The 24714-nt window shown below is 51.9% G+C and carries 19 protein-coding genes and 3 pseudogenes; 9 read left to right on the top strand and 13 right to left on the bottom strand.

The genetic code is table 11. The features are described from left to right. Positions 1-49 precede the first annotated feature (49 nt). Both QJT81_10565 and QJT81_10560 read left to right on the top strand, forming a co-directional pair. A complete protein-coding gene (locus tag QJT81_10565; GenBank protein WGZ96373.1) occupies positions 50-1045 on the top strand; it encodes an IS30 family transposase in 996 nt (331 codons plus the stop codon). Beyond that, positions 1042-2622 carry a PKD domain-containing protein gene (locus QJT81_10560; GenBank protein WGZ96372.1) on the top strand — a complete coding sequence of 527 codons (1581 nt, stop codon included), beginning with the start codon at positions 1042-1044 and terminating at the stop codon, positions 2620-2622. Before QJT81_10565 ends, QJT81_10560 begins: the two co-directional genes overlap by 4 nt. A 117-nt stretch (positions 2623-2739) precedes the next feature. Here QJT81_10560 and QJT81_10555 read toward each other — a convergent pair whose 3' ends face one another. Beyond that, complete coding sequence (locus QJT81_10555; protein WGZ96371.1) at positions 2740-3795, bottom strand: transposase; 1056 nt, start codon at positions 3793-3795, stop codon at positions 2740-2742. Positions 3796-4101: 306 nt separating this feature from the next. Here QJT81_10555 and QJT81_10550 point away from each other — a divergent pair, with 306 nt between their 5' ends. After that, positions 4102-5016, top strand: a complete 915-nt coding sequence (locus tag QJT81_10550; GenBank protein WGZ96370.1) for a transglutaminase-like domain-containing protein — start codon at positions 4102-4104, stop codon at positions 5014-5016. Positions 5017-5138: 122 nt separating this feature from the next. Then, complete coding sequence (locus tag QJT81_10545; GenBank protein ID WGZ96369.1) at positions 5139-5429, top strand: IS1-like element transposase; 291 nt, start codon at positions 5139-5141, stop codon at positions 5427-5429. Between the two features lie 101 nt (positions 5430-5530). On the opposite strand, the pseudogene QJT81_10540 reads toward QJT81_10545, so the two are convergent. The 8 genes and pseudogenes from QJT81_10540 to QJT81_10505 all read right to left on the bottom strand — a co-directional run bounded on the left by QJT81_10540 (position 5531) and on the right by QJT81_10505 (position 10532). Continuing rightward, positions 5531-7069 (bottom strand): annotated as a pseudogene (locus QJT81_10540) (IS66 family transposase). A 77-nt stretch (positions 7070-7146) separates the two neighbouring features. Then, complete coding sequence (tnpB, locus tag QJT81_10535) at positions 7147-7521, bottom strand: IS66 family insertion sequence element accessory protein TnpB (protein ID WGZ96368.1); 375 nt, start codon at positions 7519-7521, stop codon at positions 7147-7149. Beyond that, positions 7521-7811 (bottom strand): IS66 family insertion sequence element accessory protein TnpB, encoded by a 291-nt coding sequence (locus QJT81_10530; protein WGZ96367.1) that lies wholly within the window; start codon positions 7809-7811, stop codon positions 7521-7523. Before QJT81_10530 ends, tnpB begins: the two co-directional genes overlap by 1 nt. A 277-nt stretch (positions 7812-8088) precedes the next feature. Next, a pseudogene (locus QJT81_10525) lies at positions 8089-8250 on the bottom strand (IS3 family transposase). 103 nt (positions 8251-8353) lie between these two features. After that, complete coding sequence (locus tag QJT81_10520) at positions 8354-8707, bottom strand: transposase (protein ID WGZ96366.1); 354 nt, start codon at positions 8705-8707, stop codon at positions 8354-8356. 51 nt (positions 8708-8758) lie between these two features. Then, a pseudogene (locus QJT81_10515) lies at positions 8759-9800 on the bottom strand (IS630 family transposase). Positions 9801-9864: 64 nt separating this feature from the next. Further along, entirely contained in the window at positions 9865-9993 is a 129-nt protein-coding gene (locus QJT81_10510) for a hypothetical protein (GenBank protein WGZ96365.1), read from the bottom strand. Next, on the bottom strand, positions 9987-10532 hold the full coding sequence (locus tag QJT81_10505) for a hypothetical protein (protein ID WGZ96364.1): 546 nt from the start codon (positions 10530-10532) through the stop codon (positions 9987-9989). The genes QJT81_10510 and QJT81_10505 overlap by 7 nt, the downstream gene beginning before the upstream one ends. Positions 10533-10871: 339 nt before the next feature. On the opposite strand from QJT81_10505, the gene QJT81_10500 reads away from it, so the two are divergent. The 3 genes from QJT81_10500 (at position 10872) to QJT81_10490 (ending at position 14011) form a co-directional block, all read left to right on the top strand. After that, positions 10872-11267, top strand: coding sequence for a hypothetical protein (locus tag QJT81_10500; protein ID WGZ96363.1), 396 nt, complete (start codon positions 10872-10874; stop codon positions 11265-11267). Between the two features lie 11 nt (positions 11268-11278). After that, on the top strand, positions 11279-12250 hold the full coding sequence (locus QJT81_10495) for an SLAC1 anion channel family protein (protein ID WGZ96362.1): 972 nt from the start codon (positions 11279-11281) through the stop codon (positions 12248-12250). 93 nt (positions 12251-12343) lie between these two features. Beyond that, on the top strand, positions 12344-14011 hold the full coding sequence (locus QJT81_10490; GenBank protein ID WGZ96361.1) for a glutamine--tRNA ligase/YqeY domain fusion protein: 1668 nt from the start codon (positions 12344-12346) through the stop codon (positions 14009-14011). Positions 14012-14053: 42 nt separating this feature from the next. Here QJT81_10490 and fusA read toward each other — a convergent pair whose 3' ends face one another. Then, positions 14054-16087, bottom strand: a complete 2034-nt coding sequence (gene fusA, locus QJT81_10485; protein ID WGZ96360.1) for an elongation factor G — start codon at positions 16085-16087, stop codon at positions 14054-14056. 214 nt (positions 16088-16301) lie between these two features. On the opposite strand from fusA, the gene QJT81_10480 reads away from it, so the two are divergent. Both QJT81_10480 and narL read left to right on the top strand, forming a co-directional pair. Beyond that, on the top strand, positions 16302-17897 hold the full coding sequence (locus QJT81_10480) for a histidine kinase (protein ID WGZ96359.1): 1596 nt from the start codon (positions 16302-16304) through the stop codon (positions 17895-17897). Then, a complete protein-coding gene (gene narL, locus QJT81_10475) occupies positions 17887-18537 on the top strand; it encodes a two-component system response regulator NarL (GenBank protein WGZ96358.1) in 651 nt (216 codons plus the stop codon). Before QJT81_10480 ends, narL begins: the two co-directional genes overlap by 11 nt. Positions 18538-18541: 4 nt before the next feature. Here the strand turns inward: narL and QJT81_10470 are convergent, their stop codons facing one another. Genes QJT81_10470 through QJT81_10460 form a run of 3 tightly spaced genes read right to left on the bottom strand, consistent with a single transcriptional unit; the run spans position 18542 to position 24708 of the window. After that, the gene (locus QJT81_10470; protein ID WGZ96357.1) at positions 18542-19321 is read right to left on the bottom strand and encodes a 3'-5' exonuclease; all 780 of its coding nucleotides are present in this window, start codon (positions 19319-19321) and stop codon (positions 18542-18544) included. Between the two features lie 22 nt (positions 19322-19343). Then, positions 19344-23528, bottom strand: a complete 4185-nt coding sequence (locus QJT81_10465; GenBank protein ID WGZ96356.1) for a DEAD/DEAH box helicase — start codon at positions 23526-23528, stop codon at positions 19344-19346. Next, entirely contained in the window at positions 23512-24708 is a 1197-nt protein-coding gene (locus QJT81_10460) for a DUF2220 family protein (protein WGZ96355.1), read from the bottom strand. The genes QJT81_10465 and QJT81_10460 overlap by 17 nt, the downstream gene beginning before the upstream one ends. Positions 24709-24714: the final 6 nt, after the last annotated feature.

Raw genomic sequence — 24714 nt, 5'->3', positions numbered from 1 at the left:
GCAAAATGTGGTAAAAAGCATCCCGAAAAACCACTGACAGGAGAGCTTCATGGCTTACACACACCTTACCTCTGAGGAGAGGCATTATATCGAAACCCGGCACAAGATGAAGGAATCGACGGCAACAATCGCGTTAACCTTGGGGCGCAGTCAATCGACGATCAGTCGTGAACTGACCCGCAACCGAGGGCAACGCGGCTATCGGCACAAGCAAGCGCACACCAAAGCGCAACAACGCCATGCGGACAAGCCCAAAGCGGTCAAGTTGACCCCGGAACTGGCGGTCAGCATTGATACGCTGCTGGAACAACAATGGAGTCCTGAGCAGATCAGCGGTCGACTGAAAGCGGAAGGCAAAACGACTATTTGCCATGAAGCCATCTACCAGCATGTACTCAGGGACAAGCGTGCGGGCGGCAAGCTGTACCTGAACCTGCGCCGCCATACGAAGAAATACCGCCAGCGTTACGGCAGTAAAACGGGCAGCGTCAAAGGCATCCCCAACCGAGTGGACATTGACGAACGCCCAGCGGTAGCCAACCAGCGTGAACGGCTCGGTGACTGGGAAGCCGACACCATGATCGGCAAGGGACACCAAGGCGCACTGGTGACACTGGATGAACGCAAATCCAAGCTACGCCTAGCTTTTCCAGTGGCAAACAAGACCGCAGAAGCCGTAACCAGCAGCATTATCACCTTGCTGGACAGCTTCAAGGATTGGGTGCACACGCTCACCTTCGACAACGGCAAAGAGTTTGCCAAACATGAGCAAGTTGCCCAAGCCCTTGGGTGCGAAACGTATTTCGCCAAGCCCTACCATTCGTGGGAGCGTGGGCAAAATGAGAACGCCAATGGGCTGTTACGCCAATACTTCCCCAAGGCAATGGGGCTATTGGACGTGACCACCCGACAGGTACTGGAGGCTGTACATAAACTCAACAACAGACCAAGGAAGTGTCTGGGATTCAAGACACCTTACGAGGTGTTCCGAGAACTATCCGGCATAGAGGCCGAAAAGTTGGTGGGTTATGCACTTATTACTTGAATTCACCCAATTTCAGCCATACCTTCAATGCAGCGGGCAATTATACGGTCACTTTGACCGTGACGGATAATCTGGGAGCAACCCATACGGTTTCTGTGGGCGTTACTGTCCATGCAACGAATGCGGTTCCGGTAGCTGTCATCAAGGCGGATACCTTGTCAGGTACAGCCCCGTTCCGTGCTACGTTTGACGGAAGCGCTTCCACCGATAGTGATGGGGCAGTGGCTGATTATCGTTGGGATTTTGGCGACGGTGAAACCGCCATTGGCAAGACTGTCAGTCATACTTGGAATGCGGTAGGCGAATATACAGTGACACTGACGGTAACGGATAACAAAGGAGCAACAGGTTCTTCTACCGCAGTCGTTTATGTTAATCCGTATGCGAATCAACCCCCCGTAGCAAAAATCAGCCTGACTCCTGGTTCGGGGGTAGCACCTTTAAGTGTCATGTTTGATGGCAGTGCTTCCATTGATCCAGATGGCAGCATAGCCCGTTACGTATGGGATTTTGGTGATGGCAGTGCAGGTGTGGAGGGAATGACAACCAGTCACGTTTATACTGTCACCGGTACTTATCAGGTTCGCTTGACAGTGACGGATAATCATGGCTCTCTGCACACAGAAAGCAAGTCTGTCACAGTATCGGAATCATTGAACCTTGTTGAGAATGGGTCGTTTGAAGAACATGGTGTCTTGGATCATGGTACGTGGGGACTCTTCAAACGTATTCCGGGATGGATGGCTGGAAAAGGGACGTTGAATATTCAAAGAGGGGATGTTTTCGGTATTACGGCAATTGATGGAAATGACAAGTTGGCGCTTGATACCGTGAGCAATGGCACTGCCAGAACAACGGTAACAACAACGTCAGGCCAGACTTATTTATTAAGTTTCTATTATTCACCAAGCAGCAATAGCCGTCAGGATACTGCCAATGCAGTGGATGTCATCTGGAATAATGTCAAATTACAAAGTGTTCGTGGAAACAGGAAAGGATGGGTTAAATATTCTTACCTTGTTCAAAGTACTAAGCCTGAAGCAATACTAAGGTTTGTTGCACAAGGTGATGGTGATGCCGGATTTATTGACGATGTGCGTATTGTTCCTGCTAATCTTTCAGAGGAAAACGCCATTAATAATGGATCGTTTGAAACGTATGGCACTTTGAATCATGGAACATGGGGTGTGATGCAAGCCATAAAGGGATGGCTTGCAACCCAAGGCCAAATCATGATCCAAACTGGAAAAATTGGTGGTATTACCGCCAGTGAAGGGAATGCCAAGTTGGCACTGGAGTCTGGAAATGGTTCTACCGTTCGCTACATCGTGAGTAAAATGGAACCTGATTATCAATATCTCTTGAGTCTCGATTATGTGCCACGTGGTAAACATGAAACAGAGAATCAGGTAGAGGTTATCTGGAACAGTAAAAGCCTTGGTATTTTAAACCAGATGCATAGAACAGGTTGGCAGCGCTATTACTTTGAGCGACTTGCAAAATCCGACAAACTGAGTTGCTCAATTTTCAGCATTGACCGAACGCCGCATATTCAGCCGATTTTTTACTCAATTTGACCAACGAAACCTGAGCTTTTTCAGTTTTACCGTAACTTTTGCTAAATTTCACCCATACCGATGCGACTGCTCCTGTTTTTCAGTCAGTCTTCCCGTGTTTTTTCAAACCCAGTCGCTTTATAACAAGACACGCATCAGTTGATCAGCACTCAACACCAAAATCCCAAACATCAAGTGGCTGTAAACTTTTTGCGCACCTTGCACCCACACATTCCGACCACCAAATTCATCCTTCAGGCGGGCATTGGTTCGTTCTACGGTGCTGCGAATTTTGTAACGCTCGGCATCAGCAGGTTCAAACGCTTCTTTCTGTCCGCCGCGAGGATTGTGATCAATCAGAGGGACATGCCCCAGATGACGGCTGTATTCGTGCAAATCAGCACTGCAATAGGCCGCATCCATCAGGTCGTAGAGACTGGTGACACGTTGGGCACTGATTTGAGAGAGTGGGATGGCTGCCCCGCTGTCGTGAAAGGAGGCGGAAGACAGAATGGCTGCTATCGGGACACCACAATCGGCGGTATCGATATGCAGTTTGTAGCCGTTCCAACTGTGCTTGTAGCCTTGGGCATTCTTCTTCGTCCCCCGGTTACACTGAACCGGTATCTCATCGAGTGCTTGCTGAAGTGACTGTTCCCGTTGGCGCTGAATCCGTGTTTGCCCTTGTTTTTTCTTTGGCTTTTCCTCGGCAACAGGCCGTTCACGTGCCTCAATGGCTGTTGAATCCCGACACAGGTGGCCGATCAGCGCATCGCCCAAATACGTTTTCACCAACGTTTCATGCACACGTTCCGCTAAACGCTGTTCAGCAAATTCAGCGAAGGCACGTGAAAAGGTGGATTCGGAAGGCAGTTTCTTGGTCAGGGGAAACCCGCAGATGCGTCGCAGGGAGCGATCGTTTTGCAGCCGGTCAATGAGTGCTCGCGTATTGACAATATTGAGCACGCTTTTGGCGACAAAAGCATTGGCAAACCAAGATCGCTCCGTCGCTGGCCGTCCAGACCCATCACGAAAAGAGCGCACAAAATCTTCAATGCGCGTCAGCTCCAGTACGTGAATGAGCTTTTCAAGCTTGGGGGTCAATGTGCCAAAGGCATCATTGAAGCAAGGCAGTATTTCAATTTGCAGCAAACTCCAGCGTTGTGCAATCAGGGCGCGTTCGGTAGAATTCATAGCGTGGGCTTAATGGTTGTTTTGACGCTTCTATTATCGCCGAAAACGGCAGCCCACACTTCTTTTTTCCTTCAGATGAAGGAAGGTTCACGCTGAAAATGTAATTTTGCAAGTGGCTCCTTTGTCATTAATGGACGTAAGCGGAATAACAGCCTATTTCTGAAAGCGCTTGGTAAACAGAATGGCTATGGAGGGTTAATTGATAATGTGCAGCTTAAATGTATTAATTGTGACTAATCATTTTATGAAATTAAGGTGGTCAGTGAATTCTAATGAAGGATTGACTGATCACTTGATTGAGGGTTTATGTTGAAAAAAATCACCAGACATGGTTTGTTTTTACTAAGTATTTTGCTGTTAGTCATTCCGTTGGTGCGGTTTGGTTATTCTTATTTGGATAATGATCAGCGCTTCAGTAGGTTATTTTCTGGAAAGTCGGTACTAACTGAGAAAACCATTCGTTACAAGCTTGAGATTATGAATCCTCAGAATAAGCCTGTTGACAATGCTATGATTCAGTTGGCACTGCCCGCCAATATTTCCCGTCAAGCGGTAAGACGTATTGAGGCTTCTATGGAGTCTGAAACAGTTTCCCATGATCTGTGGAATCAATCATTACTATTTTATTTACCCAAATTGACACCTTATGAAACCCGGATTATTGATGTTAGGGTTGAGCTTGCTATGTATGAGCAATCTATAGCCGAATCTTTGCTTGATCAGGAGTCTTATCTAAAAGTTGAGAAATACCTTGAGTTCACTGACCCTCAGTTGCAACAAGTGTTAGGCCCAATCAAGATGACGAACCAACGTGATGTTGCAAAAGAACTTTATACTTGGATTTCGGAAAATGTGACTGCATCAGGTTTCTTAGCGCAGGAAAGAGGTGCTCTGCATACATTACAAGAAAAAACAGGGGATTGCACTGGACATATGTACCTCTTTGGGGCTTTGGCTAGAGCGAAAGGCATTCCCGCGAGAATGATGAGTGGTTTTATTGTCGAGAGCAACAAACTCCTCAAGGCTCAAGATTATCATAACTGGGCAGAAATCTATATTGATGGTGCATGGAGGGTCGTTGACTCAATGAACAAGAATTTCATGGAAAGCGAAGATCACTACGTAGCAATGAAAGTAACTGTTCCATCGAAGGCTAATTCATTTGCTTGGTCTCAACGGCTGTTTTCAGCACCCAGTGGGCTAAAAGTAAGATTATTGTAAATAACTGGGGTGCTTTTAAAAAGGAAGGATTTTTCGGTCGTGCTTTAGATGAGTTGAAGTCCCACTTGCAGTAAGATGAGGATTTTTTCCTGCGAGGTTCTGATGGCAAGCATTCAGGTGAAATGTCCGTCCTGCCAAGGTTGGTCTACCGCCATGGCAAAGCACGAAGTGGTCTCCAACGCTACCGCTGCCGTGATTGCCACCATTGTTTTCAACTGGAATACCTGTATGAAGCCAACAAACCGGGCGTGGCCGCCAAAATCAGCGATATGGCGATGAACGGTTCCAGTGTGCGTGATACCGGGCGTGTGTTGGGGGATCAGCGTCACGACCGTCATTGCCCATTTAAAAACTCGCCCCACCAACCATCTCACCGCTCCCATTCAATGAAGCCAGTGACAAAGCCGGTATAGAGTTGGTGTGCGAAATGGATGAGCAATGGTCGTATGTCGGCAAAAAATCTCAACAACGCTGGCTATGGTATGCCTGGTCGCCCCATCTCAAGAGTAAACGGTCATTCTAGCCCGTCGTTGATATCCGCAAACAAATCCGAGCGCAATGGCTTATCCGCAAACCGTTGTTTCCAACATCTTGGCGTAAGGTCTTGCACCTGAGAAGCGGGATGCTCACTAACGCGCAACAGAACATCCATCAGATAGACATACGGGTTAATGTCATGCAGGCGGCAGGTGGTGATCAGGCTTTGGATGATGCCCACGTGTTCCGCGCCGAGTTCTGTCCAGCAGAACAACCAGTTTTTCCTGCCCATGGGGATGGGCCGCAGGGCGCGTTCGATGTGGTTGGTATCCATTGGCACGTCGGGATCTTCCAGAAACACGCGCAGTTCGTGTTCGCGGCGGATGACATAACCAAGGGCTTTGGTCAGCGGGTTGGAGGGGATTAAATCGGTACGTTGTAATTGGGTTTGGCACCATTCAAAGAACTGGTCGACCAACGGCTTGCTGTGGGTGAGGCGGTAGGTACGTTTGGCTTCCCCGTCGAGTTTTTTCTCGTTAATCTGGGCTTCGTGCTGATAGAGTGCCGCGATAGTGTCAAGGGCTTGGCGTACTGCTTGTGGTTCAGCGGTTTCGGCGGCAATGAAGGTGCGACGGCTGTGTACCCAGCATTGGGCATGGGTAATCTTGTCATTGGCGTTGACGTAACTGGCATAAGCACGGTAACCGTCGCTGAGCAGTGTGCCGCTGAACTGTTGGCGAAGAGTCTTTTCAATGTGTTGCCGCCCACGGCTGGCGGAGAAGGTGAAGACGATTTCGTCCTGATCCCCGTACAGCGGCCAGAAGTAGCCTTGCTTCATCTTGCCGTTGCCTGCGGGGCTGGCTTTGATGGGGGTTTCGTCCATCGCCAGCAGCTTGCTTTGCAGTACACTGGCGAGTTGCGCTTCGGCAATGGGTTTGAGCAGGTCGATGGCACGTTTCACCGCATTGGTCAGCGTCGTGCGGCTGAGGGTGATCCCCGCTTGGGTCAGGCGTTGGTGCTGGCGGTACAACGGCAGGTGGTACTGGAACTTGTCCACCAACATCCCCACCAAAAAGCTGACATCGGTGACACTACGTTCCAGCACGTTGGCGGGTGCAGGGCTGGGAAGTGGTGGGTTGCTGAGCGAAGCCGAAGCACTGCCCTTACGTTTGATGACCGGGCGCTCGTATTGCAGGATGAGGTAGCTGGCAGGGCGTTGCGCCACCCGATGGGTCACCTGGGTGCCGATCACCTCATACTGGTCAGCCTCTTCCCCCTGAAGTTCCGGCGGGGTGAGGTGAATCACCTTGACCGGGACATCGGCGGTAAAGCGTAACCCGCTGTCATTCACGCAGTCATCCGGGCGCAGCTTGGGGGCTTTACCGCGTTGGTAGGTGACGGTAATGCTTTCACCCTCGGGTGCGGCAACCGGGGCGGCGGCGGGGGCAAACAACGGCAACTGCGCCACCGGTATCTCAACCGGACGCTTTTCCGATTTGCTGCCAAAGACATGTTGCCTGAACCACGCCAATTGGCGTTTCAATTCAGCTATATCCTGTTTCAGGGCAGCATTTTCCTCACGCAACGCCAGCATTTCCGCCACAATCGGCGGCATGGGAACGCTGGTGTCAGACGGGGTGGATGGCTTTAAAATCATGGGCTTATTGTACCAGAATGTGGCTGCACAGGATACTGGTAACGCTTGAATTGTCTGGATTTTTGCACCTCAATGCCCGCCAAAATCAACTGCAAATCCGTCCGGGTCAGTTCGCGCTGCCCGCTGGTTGTCGGCTGCACCCGGTATTGGCCCTGCTCCAGGCGTTGGCTCCATAAGCAATAGCCGCTGGGTTCAAAATAGAGGATCTTCATCTGGGTTTTACGTAGGTTCACAAACACGAAATAATGCCCACTCAGGGGATTTTGCCCTAACTGGTTTTTCACCAAAGCGGTCAGCCCCGTAAAGCTTTTGCGCATGTCGGTGGCTTGGGTGCATAGCCAGATGCGGGCGGTGGCTGCGGGGGCAAACATCAGCGTTGGCTCAGGCGTAGTTCAACACCATTCCCCAAACTCAGCACAATGTGCCAGCCTTGCCCCAGCGCGGCATGACCCGCCGATAATGCTCCCAAGTCGATGAAGGTATTGGCGGGAACGGCTGGTTCCTCCACGCCATCTGCGGAGCGTAGACGCTGCCGCCATTGGCAAAAACTGGCGTAACCGATACTGTGCTGTTCACAAAATGCCGGGGCGGATAAGCCGCTGGCTTGCCATTGGCTAATGAGGGTTTGCCATTCGCTGGCGCGGCGGTGAGGGCGTTTCATTGAGGTTTCCTTCGGTTGTTCAGGTTGGAAACCAGTTTAGGACGTGGAAATCGCGAGGGCTAGACGTGCTGAAATGGTCGCTTACCATCAAGCGGGTATTTGTCTATGCCCTGGGTTCACGGGGCGATGACACGCTGAAAATACTGCTGGACAGGGTAAAGAGCTTCAACTTCCGCCTGTAATGCACCGATGACTGGGGCGCTTATGACCGCCTGTTGCCGGAAGACAAGCACCTCGTTACCAAGAAGTTTGATCTAGCCCCTTAAACCCGGACACCTCAACTTGTGAGGAATTGTGCTTCAAAGTCCAACGGGCTGAGATAGCCCAAGGTACTGTGCAAGCGGTTCCGGTTGTAATCGGTTTCGATGTATTCGAAAACGGTTTGTTTCATGGCATCCCGTGTGGCAAATCGTTCATCGTGGATGCATTCTACTTTCAGAACCTGAGTTCGGGATAAGGTAAGGCGCAGCCTTTCATGGGAGAATGTGAGTAACCACACACCACATTGACCCCACCAAAGGCTGCTACTGAAATGCTATACCTTACAGCGTCAAGACCTGAACATTTTTAAAGGTTTGAAAATTTGTTGTCATCAACTGGGTCAGTTCTTTCTTGTGATCGGTATCCAGCTTGTCGAGACAGTTGGTGATGGCCGCCTTGAAAGTGGGAAACTTATCATAGTATTTCGAGTACAAGCATTTTTTCTTGACGAACTTCCACAACCGTTCAATCAGATTGAGGTTGGGTGAATAGGTCGGTAAAAATAATAGTTCAATATTGAGCCTTTTCGCACAGGCAAACACGGCTTCACAGCGTTGATACTTGGCATTATCTAAGACCAAAGTGATCGGTATTTTGAGTGCTAACGCTGCAATTTTTTCCAATAATTCACACACGCTGTTAGCGTTGATATAGGAGTCGTTAGTGATCGTGATGAGTTGTATACTTCAACCGCCCATAATTGCAGATTCCTCAAAGGTCTGAAAGTTGAGAGTCAGCAAGGAGTCCAAGGCTTTTTTATGCGTAGTGTGGGTTTGTGCCAAACAGGCATCAATGGCCTGCGCAAACGCGGTAAAGTTTTCATGGTAACGTGAATACAGGCATTCCTTCTTCACGAACTTCCACAGGCGCTCAATCAGGTTCAGGTTGGGGGAATAAGCGGGTAGGAACAACAGTTCGATCCCGAGTGTTTGGGCGAATGTTTGTACCAGGCTACAGCGCTGGTAACGGGCATTGTCCATCACCAAGGTCACCGGGACATCCAGGGCCAATGCCTTGATTTGCCGAAGCAACTGACAAACACTTTGGGAGTTGATGTAACTGTCATTGGTCACGGTGACCAGTTCATGGGTGACTGCATTCAACGCACCGAGGACATTGTAGCGCTGGCGTCCGGCAGGGGCGCGGATGAACAGCCGGGTGAAACACCACAGGAACCCCAGAAACGGGGCCAGGACAAAATGGGCGGCGTCGACAAAGAAAACGGCGCGTTTTCCGGCCTTGGCCTCCTCAAGACGCGGCTCCAGCTCTTTTTTTAAAAGTCTCCTGGGCAGCAGGGTCGGCTTTCGCCGGTATCATCCCCACCTTCCTGACGGACAAACCCAAGTCATGCAGGAATAGCCGCACGGCTTCCCGCTTGAGTTCAAGGCCGGTTAAGCGCTGTATATCAGCGATCGCCTGACTGATCCGGGTCGGTGGATGCTTCTCAAAATGTTTCTTCAGGGGCTCACGGAAAGGTTCCAACCGGCGGGTTGGGCGACGGAAATCCAGTTGTCCCAAGGCAGCGATCCCACCTTGTTGGTAACGTTTCAAATAACGGGTGACCGTCGTTGAACTCACCTGTGCCAGCCGTTCAATGTCCCCATGCGCCATTCCCTGGCTTTTTAGCCACAACACTTCCATCCGTTGGCGGACGCGAGGGTGGGCATGGCGGTAACGCCCCTCATTCAAGGCGGTTTGATCGGATTCGCTGAAGTCTATCTGGATCATGGAAAGGACGACCGGTTGCCAATAACAGCCGTACTTTGCTTGAGGGCTTCTCATTATTCAACAGCTATTCACGGGCAAAGTATAGCGTTATCGCATTGAGTGCGCCCAATACGTTGTAGCGTTGTCGACCACAGGGGGCTTTGATGAATACGCGGGAAAATGACCACAAAAACCCCAGAAACGGTGCTAACACGAAGTGGGCGGCATCGACAAAAAAAGGGCGCGTTTGCCCTCCTTAGCCTCCTGAATGCGCGGTTTTAGTTCATTTTCCAGGAACTTTTCTTGTGCTTCCACATCAGCTTTGGCGGGTATCATCCCCACTTTATGGATGTCCATCCCTATTTTCTTCATAAAGACACGTACCCTGTCCTCACTGCGTTTGATGCCTGTCAGCTCCTCAATCTTAGCGGCTGCCGCCTTGCTGGTTGCGGGGGGATATTCACGAAAATAGGCTTCAATCTTGTCTTTATATGCCATCAAATCACTCTGTGGTTTATTGAATCGTATTTCTTTAAGAGCTTCTAAACCGTTAGGTTGTAGGTAGGCGTTTAGGTAGGCAAGCAGCGTGGCTTCTGTAATCCTTTCCAATCGTTTGATTTCCTTATGCGTCAACTGTTGGGATTTCAGGTACAGCACGGACATTTTCTTACGGACTCTGGGATGAGGATGGCGCTCCTTCCAGTAGAACAGCTCCGCTATCTCATCCTCAGTGAAAGTGATTTTTAATGTCATACATTACTCATGGCTGCTTTTGTTACCAGTCATCTAACCATATTTCCCTGATCAAAAAAACTATTTTATGGCACGGACTGGTATAGCGCGATACAACGATGTTCATTGACATCTATTTATTAAGGCTTAGTCTGAAGCGCAAGACACCAATCAACCTTGCTAAATCGCAAGGTTTTGCTGGGTATTTTTGACATATATCACACAAGCCACCATTGCCATGCAGCCATCACGGGAATAATACCTTAGTGCTTTAGTTTGCTATTTTTCAATGCCAAACCGCTTGCCAAGCCCTAGAATCGCCCCTACTTTTAGCTCTCTGACTTTTTAGAAGGAATCCCCATGAAACAAATGATGCTGCAAGAAAAATACCCCGTATTCACCATGGAAGTCGGCAAAAATGAAATTGCCCACCGCACCGTAGACGGCATTGTTGATTATTTCTTAGCGAAAATCGCCGAACACCCTGTTGCCCAATTCATCGCCGTTTTTGACCATTACGCGCACACCAAAGCATTGCCACAAGGCGAAATCGCCGCCGACATTATTGCGGCTAAAAACGTGGTGTTCTGCTTCGGTACGCATTTACCTAACCCGCAAGTGCTGGCAGTCCGCCCCCGCGCCATTGGCATTGCTGAAAAAGCCGATACTTTCGTGATCAGCTTTATGGAAGCGCCTATGCCGCTTGCCAATAATGCGATGGAAGCTTGGGCAAAAGCATTGGTCATCAACGACTGAGGATTGGCATCATGGAACACACTCCTGCACCACACGGGCGCTTAGCCTTTTTACCCATCTCGTTCTTTTCGGTGGTAATGGGCTTATCCGGTTTAACGATTGCGTGGGAAAAAGCCCAGCACGTCTTTCACCGCGATTTGGGTATCAACGTCGGGATGCTGGCAGTGACCATCAGTGTCTTCGCACTGTTATTCCTGCTGTATGTAAGCAAGGCGTGGCGTTACCCGCAGAGTGTGGCGCAGGAGTTGGCGCATCCGGTCAAGCTCAGTTTTTTCCCGACCATTTCGATCAGTTTATTGCTGATTGCGACGGCATTGTATGGAGCGAATGCTGAGCTTGCCTTGCCCGTCTGGGTGGCGGGAACGTTATTGCATCTGGTGTTTACGCTGTATGTGATTAATAAATGGATGCACCACGAACATTTCCAAATTCAGCACATTAACCCTGCTTGGTTTATTCCGGCGGTGGGGAATGTGCTCGTGCCAGTCGTTGGCGTGCCGCTCGGTTTTGTGGATGTGTCGTGGTTTTTCTTTAGCGTCGGCATGTTTTTCTGGCTGATTTTAATGACGCTGGTGTTTAACCGCATGATGTTTCATCAGGCGATTGATGCATTTTTGTTGCCAAGTTTGTTCATTTTGATTGCGCCGCCAGCGGTGGGGTTTATCGCCTACATGCGCTTGGAAAATGAGCTGGATGCGTTTGCACGGGTGCTGTATTTCTTTGGATTATTCCTGACCATTTTGTTGTTTAGCCAAATTGGGCGTTTTGCGAAATTGAAGTTTGGAATGCCTTGGTGGGCGTATTCGTTCCCGTTGGCGGCGATTACCATTGCCAGCTTTATTATGTATGAACAGTCGCAAGCGGCGGCGTATCTGTGGATTGCCAGCGGTTTACTGGTGTTGCTAAGCCTGTTGGTGATTTTGCTGGTGACATTGACACTACGTGCAATAGTGCGTCACGACATCTGCAAACCAGGGCATTAAGCACCACAACGCAAATGGGTAAGCACCGCACTGGACAATGGCGGTGCTTAATAGTCTAATTCCTGCATTGCAATAATCGACAAGAACTACCCCATGAGCGAAGAAATCAGCAAACCCCTCAATTTTATTGAGCGTATCGTCAAAGAAGACCTCGAAAGCGGCAAAGTGACCAGCGTGCGCACCCGCTTCCCCCCCGAACCTAACGGCTACCTGCACATTGGTCACGCCAAATCCATCTGGCTGAACTTCGGTTTAGCACAGAAATTCGGCGGCAAGTGCAACCTGCGCATGGATGACACCAACCCCGAAAAAGAAGACGAAGAATACGTCGAATCCATCAAGGCGGATGTGCAATGGTTGGGTTATCAATGGGATGGCGAGGTGCATTACGCCTCTGACTATTTCGACCAACTCTACGACTGGGCGGTTTACCTGATTAAAGCGGGCAAGGCGTTTGTGTGCGATTTAACCGCTGAAGAAATGCGGGCATACCGTGGCAACCTGACTGAAGCCGGTAAAGAAAGCCCGTTTCGCACCCGCTCTGTTGAGGAAAATCTGGATTTGTTTACGCGGATGCGTGCCGGTGAATTCCCCGATGGCAGCCGTACTTTGCGCGTCAAGATTGACATGGCATCGTCCAATATTAATTTACGTGACCCGGTGATTTACCGCATTAAACGTGCTACGCATCATCAAACGGGCGACAAATGGTGCATTTACCCGTCTTACGATTACGCGCACGGGCAAAGTGACGCGATTGAAGGCATCAGCCATTCGGTATGTACGCTGGAATTTGAAGTGCATCGCCCGTTGTACGAGTGGTTTATCGACAATATTCCCGTGCCTGCGACCCCACACCAGTACGAATTCTCACGCCTCAATATCAATTACACCGTCACCAGCAAGCGCAAGCTCAAGCAATTGGTGGATGAAAAGCACGTTGACGGTTGGAATGACCCGCGTATGCCCACCGTTTCGGGGTTGCGTCGCCGGGGTTTCACCCCCAAAGCCATTAACGATTTCTGCGAAATGGCAGGCGTGACCAAAGTCGAAGGCGTAGTAGACCTTGGCATGTTGGAATTCGCCATCCGCGAAGATTTGAACAACATTTCCCCGCGTGCCATGTGCGTCTTGCGCCCGCTCAAAGTCACTTTGACCAACTATCCTGATGATCAGGTGGAAACCATGACTGCGCCGGTACATCCGCAAAATGAGGCGCTGGGGACACGCGCCATGCCATTTTGCCGCGAAATTCTGATTGATCAGGACGATTTCCGCGAAGAAGCTAACAAGCAGTACAAGCGCTTGGTGCTGGGCAAACGGGTACGTCTGCGTAACAGCTACGTGATCGAAGCGGATGAAGCGGTGAAAGATGCCGATGGCAACATCATCGAAATTCGCGCTCGCGTGATCGAGGATACCGTTGGCAAAGACCCAGCCGATGGCATAAAAGCCAAAGGCGTGATTCATTGGGTATCAGCGCGTGATAACGTGGATTGCGAAGTGCGTTTGTATGACCGTTTGTTCAGCGACCCCGCCCCGGATGCAGGCGGCAAAAACTTTCTGGAATTCATGAATCCGCACAGTTTGGAAATCCTCAACGGCTGCAAGGGCGAAATCGGGCTGGCGCAAGCCACGCTGGAAGATCGCTATCAGTTTGAGCGCGAGGGGTATTTTGTGCTGGATTCCAAGTATTCGACGGCTGACAAACCGGTATTTAACCGGGTGATCGGGTTAAAGGATACATGGGAGAAGAAGTAGGAAACCTCTCCCCCATACCCATACGTACCAAGCTATTGCGGCCTAGACTTCAGCAGCTTGGTACTGCGCCATCAATGCCTGCTGGGTCTTTTCCGTGGTCGGCTCATAGTGGCTGAACTGGATAGCCCAGCTACCTTCGCCGCCCGTCAGCGAATTCAGGCGTGAGGCGTAATCGTCCAGTTCCGCCAGCGGGACTTTGGCCTGAATAACCATATTGCCTGCTGCATCGGCTTGCGCATCATGAATCTGCGCCCGCCGGGTTGCCAGATCGCCGGAAATGTCACCCATTGCAGTGGCGGGAACCGTTACTTCCAAATCAACCAGTGGCTCCAGAATAATGGGGCTGGCGTCGGCAACGGCTTGCATAAAGGCTTTGCGCCCAGCCACCACGAAGGCAATTTCCTTGGAATCCACCGAGTGCATCTTGCCGTCCAGCAATGTTACCCGGAGATCCATCAGCGGATGCCCGCTAATTGCCCCTGATGCCAATAACTGACGTACCCCTTTTTCCACCGCTGGGATCAATGAGCCAGAAATCGCCCCACCCACAATACGGTTGACGAATTCAAAGCCTGCACCACGTTCCAACGGTTCGACTTCAATCTGCACCTCACCGAACTGCCCTGCCCCGCCACTTTGCTTTTTGTGGCGATATTGCGCCTGCACCGACTTGGTAATGGTTTCCCGGTAAGGAATCCGGGGCGGAGCTGCCTCGACTTCCACATGGTATTGCTGATTCATGCGTTCCAGCGCAATGCGCAAATGCAAATCGCCTAAACCACGCAATACCGTTTCATTGGCTGCCGTATCGTATTCAATGCGCAAACAGGGATCTTCCGCGACCAGTTTGTGCAACACATCCGACAGTTTTTGTTCATCGCCGCGTTTTTTGGCACGCAGGGCAAAACCCACCAGTGGCGTAGGTAAGGTCATCCCGGATATTTCGATGCCATCATCTTCATGCCGTTCATGCAAAATGGTGTCTGGCTCAATCTCGCTGATTTTGGCAACAGCACAAATATCGCCCGCCATAGCCTGCTGAACAGGGATACGTTCTTTACCCTGCAAGCGATACAAATGGGCAATCTTGACGGGTTTGCCTTCAGCACCCACCAGCACCTGACTGCCCAGTTTCAGGCTGCCCTGATGTACCCGCAGCAAAGCCAGCTTGCCCACAAACGGGTCGAATTCGACATGGAAAACATGCGCCAGCAATGGCTTATCCGGGTCGGGAACTGCCCATGTTTCCACGGTTTTCTCGCCTTGATGACGGATAAAGGGGTGCGGCGTAGCCTCCAACGGATTGGGGGCAAGTTTGGCGATAATATCCAACAGTTCAGGAATACCCGCGCCAGTTCTGGCAGACGTAAAGCAAACCGGAACCAGATGGTTTTCACGCAAAGCCTGTTCAAACGCTTCATGCAATTCAGCCGCAGGTACAGTACCTTCTTCCAGATAATGTTCCATAGCAGATTCATTTGCTTCCACCACCTGCTCGATCAAGGCAGTATGGGCTGCCGCTACCGAAGAAAAATCCGCCGCGCCGGATTCGTGGTCATACACCTCCACCACTTGCGCCGCGTGGTTGACGGGCAACTCCAGTGGCAGGCATTCGCGACCAAACACCTCGGTAATTTCCTGAAGACACTTTTCCAGCTTGTCGGGTGCAGCATCAATGCGGTTGACCACGACCATGCACGGCAAATGCTGCTGGCTTGCCCATTCCATGATTTTGCGGCTCATGGGTTCAATACCTGCCAGGGCATTAATCACTACCACTACCGTATCAGCGGCTGACAACGCCGTCAGCACTTGCCCCTGAAAGTCAGGGTATCCCGGTGTGTCGATCAAATTGATATGGCAACCGGCATGGTGGGCAGTAGCGACAGAAATATACAGGGAATGTTGATGTTGTTGTTCAAGCGGATCACAGTCAGTGACGGTATTGCCTTTTTCAATAACGCCTTGTTGGGTGGTTTCGCCTGCCTGAAACAGCAGGGCTTCGATCAGGCTGGTCTTGCCTGCGCCTGTATGTCCGGTGAAGACAATATTTCGGATGTCTTGGATGGTATGCACGCTGACTCCTTTTAAAATAAGTTTTCCACCCATTCTACGCCGCAGAGCGTCAGCTTGTCTGACCTATATCACGTAAACAAACCACTCGCGACGCATGATCAAGTAAGTGACTACCACCAAAGTAGTACACCGTTATTTCCATCCGCCCCTCCCCCAAATGTATTACCCTAGAATCAGAGCGCAGCATCCAATAACAACACGAGGAAATCACCGCGTGAACCGCATTCTGTGGAAAAAACTCCAAAATTCCTTGCTGCTACGACTAGGCGGGATGATCGCTGCCATCACGGTTCTGGCGATTGTCGGCATGTCCACGTCATGGATGGTCGCGGAAACCACCCAAGGCAACGGCGAAGCCATCAACGTTGCCGGAAGTTTGCGGATGCAAAGCTGGCGCATGGCATCATTCTACCAACGCATCCTGCATGACCCCAACCCCACGCACCGCAGCGACTTGCAGCAAGCCATCCAACGCTTTGAAACCGATTTGGCGGCGAACTCGATCCTCTCCGTATTGCCCGCCGACGAAACCACCCCGCTCAAAGGGCTATTGGGGCTAACCGACCAAATCCGCCAAGGCAATCTCGCGGTACGCACTGACCTTGCGGGTGAAGACGAAATCGGGCAACTAGGACGAGCTTTTGACCTGATGGCAGAAGATCTCTCCAAACTTTACCAAGACCTCGAAGCACGGGTCGAACAAAAAACTGCCGAACTCACCCGCAGCAACCGTTCGCTGGATTTGCTGTATCGCTCCATCACGCGCTTACATGGCATTGCCCCTGACCGCGCCGTTTTCCATAATGTGTTGAAAGATGCCGAAGCGGTGCTGGGCTTGGGCAATGGCACGATTTGCCTCAAAGAAGACAACGACCAACAAGGCGATGTCGTCGCCACCACCGCCAGTGATGGCAAAAGCCCCCTGTGCCAACGCGCCAACAGTTGCGCCGAATGCCACGACCCGCACGCCGCCCGCATGGACACGCTCCCCGACGGTCGCCAAATCTTGCGGATGCCGCTTACCGATGCAGAAAAACGCTACGGCATGTTAGCTGTCGATGTCCCCGCCAACACCACCGCCGAACGCTGGCAAGTGCAATTGCTGGAAGCCCTGTCGCGCCACATCGGTGTCACCATTGCCTCCGAACAACGCAGCGAACAGCACCGCCGCGTTTCCTTGCTGGAAGAACGTGCCGTCATCGCCCGCGAACTGCACGATTCCTTGGCGCAATCGCTGGCGTACATGAAAATCCAAGTCAGCCGCTTGCGCACTGCTGTAAAAAATCCGGCGGATACCACCGAAGTCACCGCCGCGTTGGAAGAATTACGCGATGGACTCAACAGTTCCTACCAGCAATTGCGCGAGTTGCTCTCCACCTTCCGTTTGCGTATGGAAGACGACGATTTAGGCATGGCACTGGCACAAACCACCACCGAATTTGCCGAACGCGGCAACTTGCCGATTGCGCTGGAGGTCAGTCTAGGCAACCTCAACCTGACCCCCAACGAAGAAATTCACCTGTTGCAAATCGTGCGCGAAGCCTTATCCAATACCCTCAAACACGCGCACGCCAGCCAAGCGTGGGTATCGTTGCAACGCCAAGACGATAACAATAGCCTGCAATTGCGCATCGAAGATGACGGCGCAGGTATCCAAAAAACCGCCAACCTGCACCATTACGGCATGGCGATTATGGACGAACGCGCCCGCGCCTTGCATGGCATACTGCAATATTTACCGCGCACGAACGGCGGTACTTGCGTACAACTCGATTTCACCCCCAAAACAAGGATTGTCCATGCCGCCTGAAACCCCGCAAAGCCTGCTGATCGTGGACGATCATCCCTTGTTTCGCAAAGGCGTGCGCTATTTGGTCAATATGGTTCCTGATTTCATCATCGTCGGCGAAGCCTCCTACGGGCAGGAGGGCATCAACATGGCATTGGAGCTTGCCCCTGACATGATCCTGCTCGACCTGAACATGAAGGACATGAGCGGCATTGAGGTGTTGAAAGTCATCAAAGCCTCTGGCAGCGATGCACGGGTAGTGATGCTGACCGTTTCCGATCAGGCGAGTGATTTGGTGGCAGCGTTACGTGCGGGTGCAGACGGCTATTTGCTCAAGGAAATGGAACCCGAAGATTTGGTGGAAAAGCTGGCGGAAGCGGCAGCAGGCCGGATTACCCTGACCGAACGCCTGATCAACTTGCTGGCACACGCCATGCGCCACGACGCGATTCACCCAAAAACCAGCTCCGAAGCAGGCTTGACTGAGCAGGAACAACGCATTCTGGAGCGCGTCGCGGCGGGCAAAAGCAATAAGTTGGTAGCACGGGAACTGGGCATCACCGAAGGCACGGTCAAAGTTCACGTCAAGCATTTGTTGCGCAAACTCAACCTGCGTTCACGGGTAGAAGCAGCGGTGTGGTTTGTGGATCAGCAGAAGTAACCGTTCACGCCCCCTCCTCCCATGCGGCTTCAAAGGCTTGTAAATGTTCCTTGCCGGATGCTTGCAAATGCTTGCGCACCAACTCGCACTCGCTATTGTATTTGTCGATAAGGATATGCCCGCGCATCAACTGGAAACGCAAGTAAACCAACCAGGTATTCAGCACGTCGGTTTCGCAATAGTTGCGGATGTCGGCGAGTTTGCCTTCTTGATACGCATCCCACACTTTCGCGCCACTCATGCCCATTTTGCCGGGGAAACCGAAGAGCGATGCGAGTTCGTCCAGTGGCGCATTAGCGCGTCCGCTGTAGAGTGCCAGCAAATCCATCAAGTCGGTGTGGCGGGTGTGGTAGCGGCTGATGTAGTTGTTCCACTTGAAACTGCTGTCGTCTTCGCCCATGTCCCAGTAACGCGGGGCGCAGATTTTGTGCTTCATGGCACGGTAGTGGATCACGGGCAGGTCGAAACCGCTGCCATTCCACGAGACAATGGTGGGGGTGTAGCGGTCGATACCGTCGAAAAAGCGTTGCAGGATTTCTTTTTCATCGGCGGATTCGTCGCCTAGCGTCCAGACTTTGAAGTCGTCGCCTTTGCCACGAAACGTCACGGAAATGGCGACGATTTTATGCAGGTGGTGCGCCAGAAATTCCGTGCCAGTTTTTTGGAAACGCAGGTGGTACATGGCTTTGGCGATGCCATCAGCGTCGAGGTCGCCAAGGTCGTAGAGTTTGCGCCCGCCTTCAATGTCGGGGATGGTTTCGATGTCGAAGACTAATGTGTTCAATTTAATATCCTTTGGTAACTATTCATACGCCGCCACGAATCATCTCCAGCATATCCTGTGCCGACAGCTTGCCGCTCACATCCGAGCCTTCCAGCAAACTATCCGCTAAATCGCGCTTGAGGGCGTGCAGTTTAACAATTTTTTCTTCGATGGTGTTTTCTGCCACCAAACGGTAGACCGTCACGGGGCGTTGTTGCCCAATGCGGTGCGCCCGGTCAGAGGCTTGATCTTCCACCGCCGGATTCCACCAGGGATCCATGTGAATCACGTAATCCGCCGCCGTCAGATTCAAGCCAAACCCGCCTGCCTTGAGGCTGATCAGGAAAATGTCGCCTTCGCCGCGCTGGAAGGCATCTACCCGTTCCTTGCGCTGTTCCATCGGGGTCGAACCATCCAGATACTGGTAAGCAATGCCCTGCTCGTCCAGCCATTCGCGCAACAGCGTTAAATGTTTGACGAACTGACTGAATACGAGCGCTTTGTGCTGATTTTCGCGCAATTCCAACACCAATTCACCGAATGCCTGCAATTTGCTGGACGGCAACGTACTTCCCGGCATCGCCAATTGCGGATGGCACGCCGCTAGACGCAAGCGGGTAATTTCCGCCAGCACTTGCAGGTGCTTGTTCTCACCATCGGCGGTTTCTTCGCTAAGGCGTTCCAAGGCTTGTTGGCGCAAAGCTTCGTACAACGCCATTTCAGCATCGCTCAAACTCACCGATAAGGTAATTTCGGTACGCGGCGGCAATTCCTGCAACACCTGATTTTTGGTACGCCGCAATATAAAGGGCTGCACCAGCTTTTTCAGCGCGTGGCGGCTCTTGTCGTCACTGTCACGCTCAATCGGGGTCTGGAAGCGTTCGCCAAACTTTTGCTGCGAAAACAACAGCCCCGGATTGAGGAAACGGAACAAGCTCCACAATTCCCCCAGATGGTTTTCAATCGGTGTGCCTGTCGTGACCAAGCGAAAATCGCCCTGCAATTGGTAAGCGGCTTGGGTACGTTTGGTATTGGCGTTCTTAATGGCTTGCGCCTCATCCAGCACAATTGTTGTCCAACGGATGGCTTGGAAAGCCTCGCTGTCTTGCTGCAACAAGCCATAACTGGCAATCAGCAGATCATGCGGCTGTAAATCATCCAGCAAGGCTTGACGGTCTTTGCCACGGTAGAACACCGGACGCAAGCTGGGGGCAAACCGCTGGCATTCACTGTACCAGTTATTGCACACCGAAACCGGCGCAACCACCAACGCCGCACCCTTATCAGCACGCGCCAGCAGCAAACCCAGCGTCTGCACGGTTTTGCCCAACCCCATATCGTCTGCCAGACAGCCGCCCACACCCCATTCCGCCAAACGCATCATCCAGCGGAAACCTTCGGTTTGGTAGTCACGCAAATCCGCCTGCAAATTGGCAGGCACAACTGGCTGGCTATTACGCACGTTTTTCAGCTTGGTAACTTGTGCTTTCCAGTGTTTGTCGGTTTCGAGTTTGCCTGCTTCGTCGATGAAATCTTCCAACGCCATGCCTGCGAGTGCGCCGACTTTCAAGCCCTGCTTACCGGACGTTTCCGCATAAGCGCGTAAGGTATCGAGCTTTTTCTGAAACTGGCGCGTCAGAGTAAGGAATTGCCCGTCTGCCAGTTGCACAAAACGCCCTTTCGCGGTTTGGCTGAGGTCGAGTAATTGACGCAAGGTCAGCACGAGGTTTTCATCAATGTACAGCTTGCCGTCGATGTCAAACCATTCGCCGGATTGCTTGATCTTGAGTGAAAGATTGTTGCCACTGACCTGCTGGGTAATGCGCAACTTCTCGCCTTCCGGCCATGCCAGCGTTACTTTGTCGCCGAGGGCGTGAAGTTGTTGCAGGGCTTCAAGGCATTGTTCGGGGTCGTCCAGCAACAGGTCATCGCTGGGGTCTTCCCAAGTGGATAAAGCGGGGCAATCTTGTAGCAGAGCGTCCGCCTGTTTGCGCTCTTGCTTGAGGTTGCGGGTGGTTTTGAGCGGCTTGCGGTCAACTTCGGTCATGGCATTACTGCGCCCACTGCCCGGTGGAAAGATCGGGCCAATGTTGCCGAAAGGTTGCACGCGCATCAGCATCCGCAAGCCTTCGCCCCACGGCAATAGGTGGATGTGCAAACGTGGATCGGCTTCGACCGTTTCAGCGTTATCCATGCCCGCAATGTCGGACTGAATGGTGATCAGCGGCGCAAGTGCAGACAGGGTTTGGCGGACAGTCGCTTCCGCTTCAGCGGGAACAAGCAAACCGGACTTGCCCAAAATGCTGTGCAATTGCAATACGCTGGCAGTGAGTTTGTAGAGCTTGAGTTGCAGGGTGGTTTCTTCCACCACAAAATAGCTGTCGGCTTTGTATGCCTCGCTGGGATGCGGTAATTCGGGGAACAGCTTGATGCGTAGCTTGCCCTTTTCCTTGAGAATTTGCAGTTCTTCACGCCCTTGCTGGATGTCGAGCGGGGAATTCGTCGCTCCCACCCAGAATACACGCGGATGCCCAATCAGGTGTTGCCACACATTGGCAATGTGCAGTTCGTAGCTTTTTTCGTAATAGCCATAGCTGTAGAGGTGGATACCTTGGCAGATACGCCGATCTTCCTCACTCAGGGCAGCAACCGTTTCCGGCTCGGTGGCAAGGCGTTTCAGGGCAATATTGCGCCCCGCCGACCAGCCCGTTTTGGTGGCTTTCTGCAAAGTAGGATGAATGGAATACTCGGTTTGAGAAGCGTATTTTTGCTTGCTTAATTCCCAGATGACCCGTTCAGCACCCACTTTGGCGGTTGCGGCAGACTTGCTGGGGGCGGCTGCGCCTAAACGCTGCAACGCCTGCAAGGTACGTTCCCACGCGGGTTGAGGTTGATACAGGGTAATCAGCGGTTGCGTGCCTGCCTCGGTGTGTGTGGCAGCGGATGAATCGACATAGTAAGACTTGCGTTTGTCTTTGCTGGGTAGCAGTTGCGCTAATGCGGCAGCGTATTCGTTTGCCAACCACGTATAGCCGATACTTGCCATCTGCTGATAGCGAATGACAGCCGCTTCTAACCATGTGCTAGGGATGGTTTGCTCCAACCAATGGCGCACGATCAAGGCAAACAAAAACGATAAAGGCGTTTGTTGCCACGATTCCAGGTCATCATCCAGCGCCTCTGCCTTACCCATTAGGCGTGAACTGGCGAAGTGCGCCAGTGCCTGATAGGTTTTGTTACCACCACCAAACTCTTTGAAATAGATGGGAATTTCCTTGAGCGATGTTGCCGAACCGTCCAACAATAGCGCGAGGACATACACGACTTCCAATGGTGTACCGTACAACGCCTTACGGCTGCCTTGACGTTTGCGCAACAGTTTCAAACCTGCTTGGTACAGGCTGATGGCTTCATCCCGCTTGCCTTGGGAAAGTGCCTGAGCCGAAGCAAACAGATGCCAGTATTCCAAACGTACCCCGCTATCGGCTGGCGGTTGCGCTGCCAACGGGCTTGCCCATTGTTGGCGCTGGAACATTTGCCAATAATACGTGCCACCAAACACTGTCCAGAGTGCGCTGGTATCCATCTGTTCGGCTTGCAGCAGTTGCTGGCAATGCGCCCAAAGTGGGCTGACATTCTCGTTATTCTTGTCAGCCACTGATAAATAAATCGGGGCGATAAATTGCAGGAAAATGGTTTCAGGAATAAACGGTAGCCACGCGGGGTCTAGCGACTTTCCCCACAAAGTGAACCACGGATGCGGTTGAAATTTGGGACTATTGGCGCATTGCTGATTAGCACGTTCCAGTAACATCGCCAACGTTCTGCCATTGCCGAACAGTGCCTGCAAACGTAGGTCGCGTAAGGCGTGATCCGCATCCGTCCAGATTTTATGCCCAAACCACTTTGCTGGTTGCTCTGGGCTGATGTGAATATCCACCACCTTTGCCAAGGCAGCAAATCGCCCATGCTGCAAACTACGGCGGGTCAATTCATCACGAGTCTCAGGCGTACATGCGTAATAGTTATTGCTGGTAACAGTGAGATAATCGAGACGCACTAGATCGTCCAGCAAGGGGCGCAATACTTTAACGTCCATATTCACCGGAGACAGTTTTGACAACGGGGTTGCCGCTATCGGCGCGTAGATAATGGACATGAATTCCAGCAACTGCTGGGTGCTTTCAGAAAGGTGAAAGAATTTTGTTTCGTCAAATTTCGAGGTCATGTGTCAACTGGGTCAATTGTTGTTGGAGATAAGCCATCGGAATCCGTTCCTGTTCCAGCCGCTGATGGGTTTGTTGCAAGTGTTGGTAAACGGCGGCTTCTTCCGGCTGCAAGTGCTGGAGTATATCAGTACAGCGGGCGTTTTCCGGCTCTTCGACGCATAAATGCGCGTATTGCTGCAAGGTTGGCGCATCCATCAGCAGGGACTGGGTGTGCGGGAAATAGCGGCGCAGCCGCGACAGGATCGAGAAGCCGTGGGTGTCGAGGTCGCCCCAGTAAATCAGCGGGCGGGTGTGCAACCAAGGGATTTCTGCCAAGGCATCTACGCCGTAACCAAGCCCGAAGATCACGATGGCTTGCGCCGTGGCGGGAAAACTCAGACCGTTGGTTTTGTTTTCGGTGACAAACACGCGCTGGCAGGGGATTTCCCATTGCGCCAGTTGCGATAACGGCAGGCTGACATCGGTTATACCTGCGACCGGGCTGAGGGCGGTATCCAGCAAGCGCAGGCGTAACAGCGGTTCGTCGTATTTCAAGCCATAACGGCGCTCGAAACCGTATTGGCGCAGGCCGGTACTATCGGGGTCAATGGCGGATTCTGGCAGTACGGCATCCAGCAATTCGCTCAAAATCGCTTTGTGTTGCCCGATGAATTTGCTGTCTACGCCGGGGATGTCGAGTTCGCGTAGGTAACGTTCCGGGCGCGGCTGGTGCAGGAAATAGCGGCATACTGCCAGTAAGGCAGGCCAGACTGATGCGTGTTCCATCAGTTTGGTGGGGTATTTGAGCAACCATGCGCGTAACACTGGAAATTCGGTGGCGGTTTCTAGCCCGGTTTGGTACAGGGCGGGGAATACCTGTTTTTTCTGGATGAAGCGTAGCAAATCATCGCGGGTGTCGAAGCTGATCGTGTCCGGCAACAGTTGTGTGCCGAGTTGGCGGTGCTGTACTTCGCGGTAGCCGATGCGGTAGCCGTAGCCTTTTGCCTCAACGCTGGCTTGTTTGAGGGTGGTGATCCAGCCGCGCACTTGGGCGAACTGTTCCATTTGTGCGCTGGCGTTGGGCTTGCGGAAGGGGATTTCCCACGGGAACAGCTCGCCTGCTTCCCATGCGTCTTGCAGGATGCGCCCGCTGTCCCAGAGTTTTTGGGCTTTGGTGCGGATGTCGGCGGGGGTGATCAAAGTCTT

Source organism: Candidatus Thiothrix putei (genome assembly GCA_029972225.1).
In the GTDB taxonomy this organism is placed as follows: domain Bacteria; phylum Pseudomonadota; class Gammaproteobacteria; order Thiotrichales; family Thiotrichaceae; genus Thiothrix; species Thiothrix putei.
This window is presented reverse-complemented; position numbering and strand designations above follow the sequence as displayed.

Coding starts and splice junctions, on each gene's coding strand:
- QJT81_10565 (WGZ96373.1), top strand. CDS start 50: ATGGCTTACACACACCTTACCTCTGAGGAGAGGCATTATATCGAAACC.
- QJT81_10555 (WGZ96371.1), bottom strand. CDS start 3,795: ATGAATTCTACCGAACGCGCCCTGATTGCACAACGCTGGAGTTTGCTG.
- QJT81_10550 (WGZ96370.1), top strand. CDS start 4,102: ATGTTGAAAAAAATCACCAGACATGGTTTGTTTTTACTAAGTATTTTG.
- QJT81_10545 (WGZ96369.1), top strand. CDS start 5,139: ATGTCCGTCCTGCCAAGGTTGGTCTACCGCCATGGCAAAGCACGAAGT.
- tnpB (WGZ96368.1), bottom strand. CDS start 7,521: ATGTTTGCCCCCGCAGCCACCGCCCGCATCTGGCTATGCACCCAAGCC.
- QJT81_10530 (WGZ96367.1), bottom strand. CDS start 7,811: ATGAAACGCCCTCACCGCCGCGCCAGCGAATGGCAAACCCTCATTAGC.
- QJT81_10505 (WGZ96364.1), bottom strand. CDS start 10,532: ATGACATTAAAAATCACTTTCACTGAGGATGAGATAGCGGAGCTGTTC.
- QJT81_10500 (WGZ96363.1), top strand. CDS start 10,872: ATGAAACAAATGATGCTGCAAGAAAAATACCCCGTATTCACCATGGAA.
- QJT81_10495 (WGZ96362.1), top strand. CDS start 11,279: ATGGAACACACTCCTGCACCACACGGGCGCTTAGCCTTTTTACCCATC.
- QJT81_10490 (WGZ96361.1), top strand. CDS start 12,344: ATGAGCGAAGAAATCAGCAAACCCCTCAATTTTATTGAGCGTATCGTC.
- narL (WGZ96358.1), top strand. CDS start 17,887: ATGCCGCCTGAAACCCCGCAAAGCCTGCTGATCGTGGACGATCATCCC.
- QJT81_10465 (WGZ96356.1), bottom strand. CDS start 23,528: ATGACCTCGAAATTTGACGAAACAAAATTCTTTCACCTTTCTGAAAGC.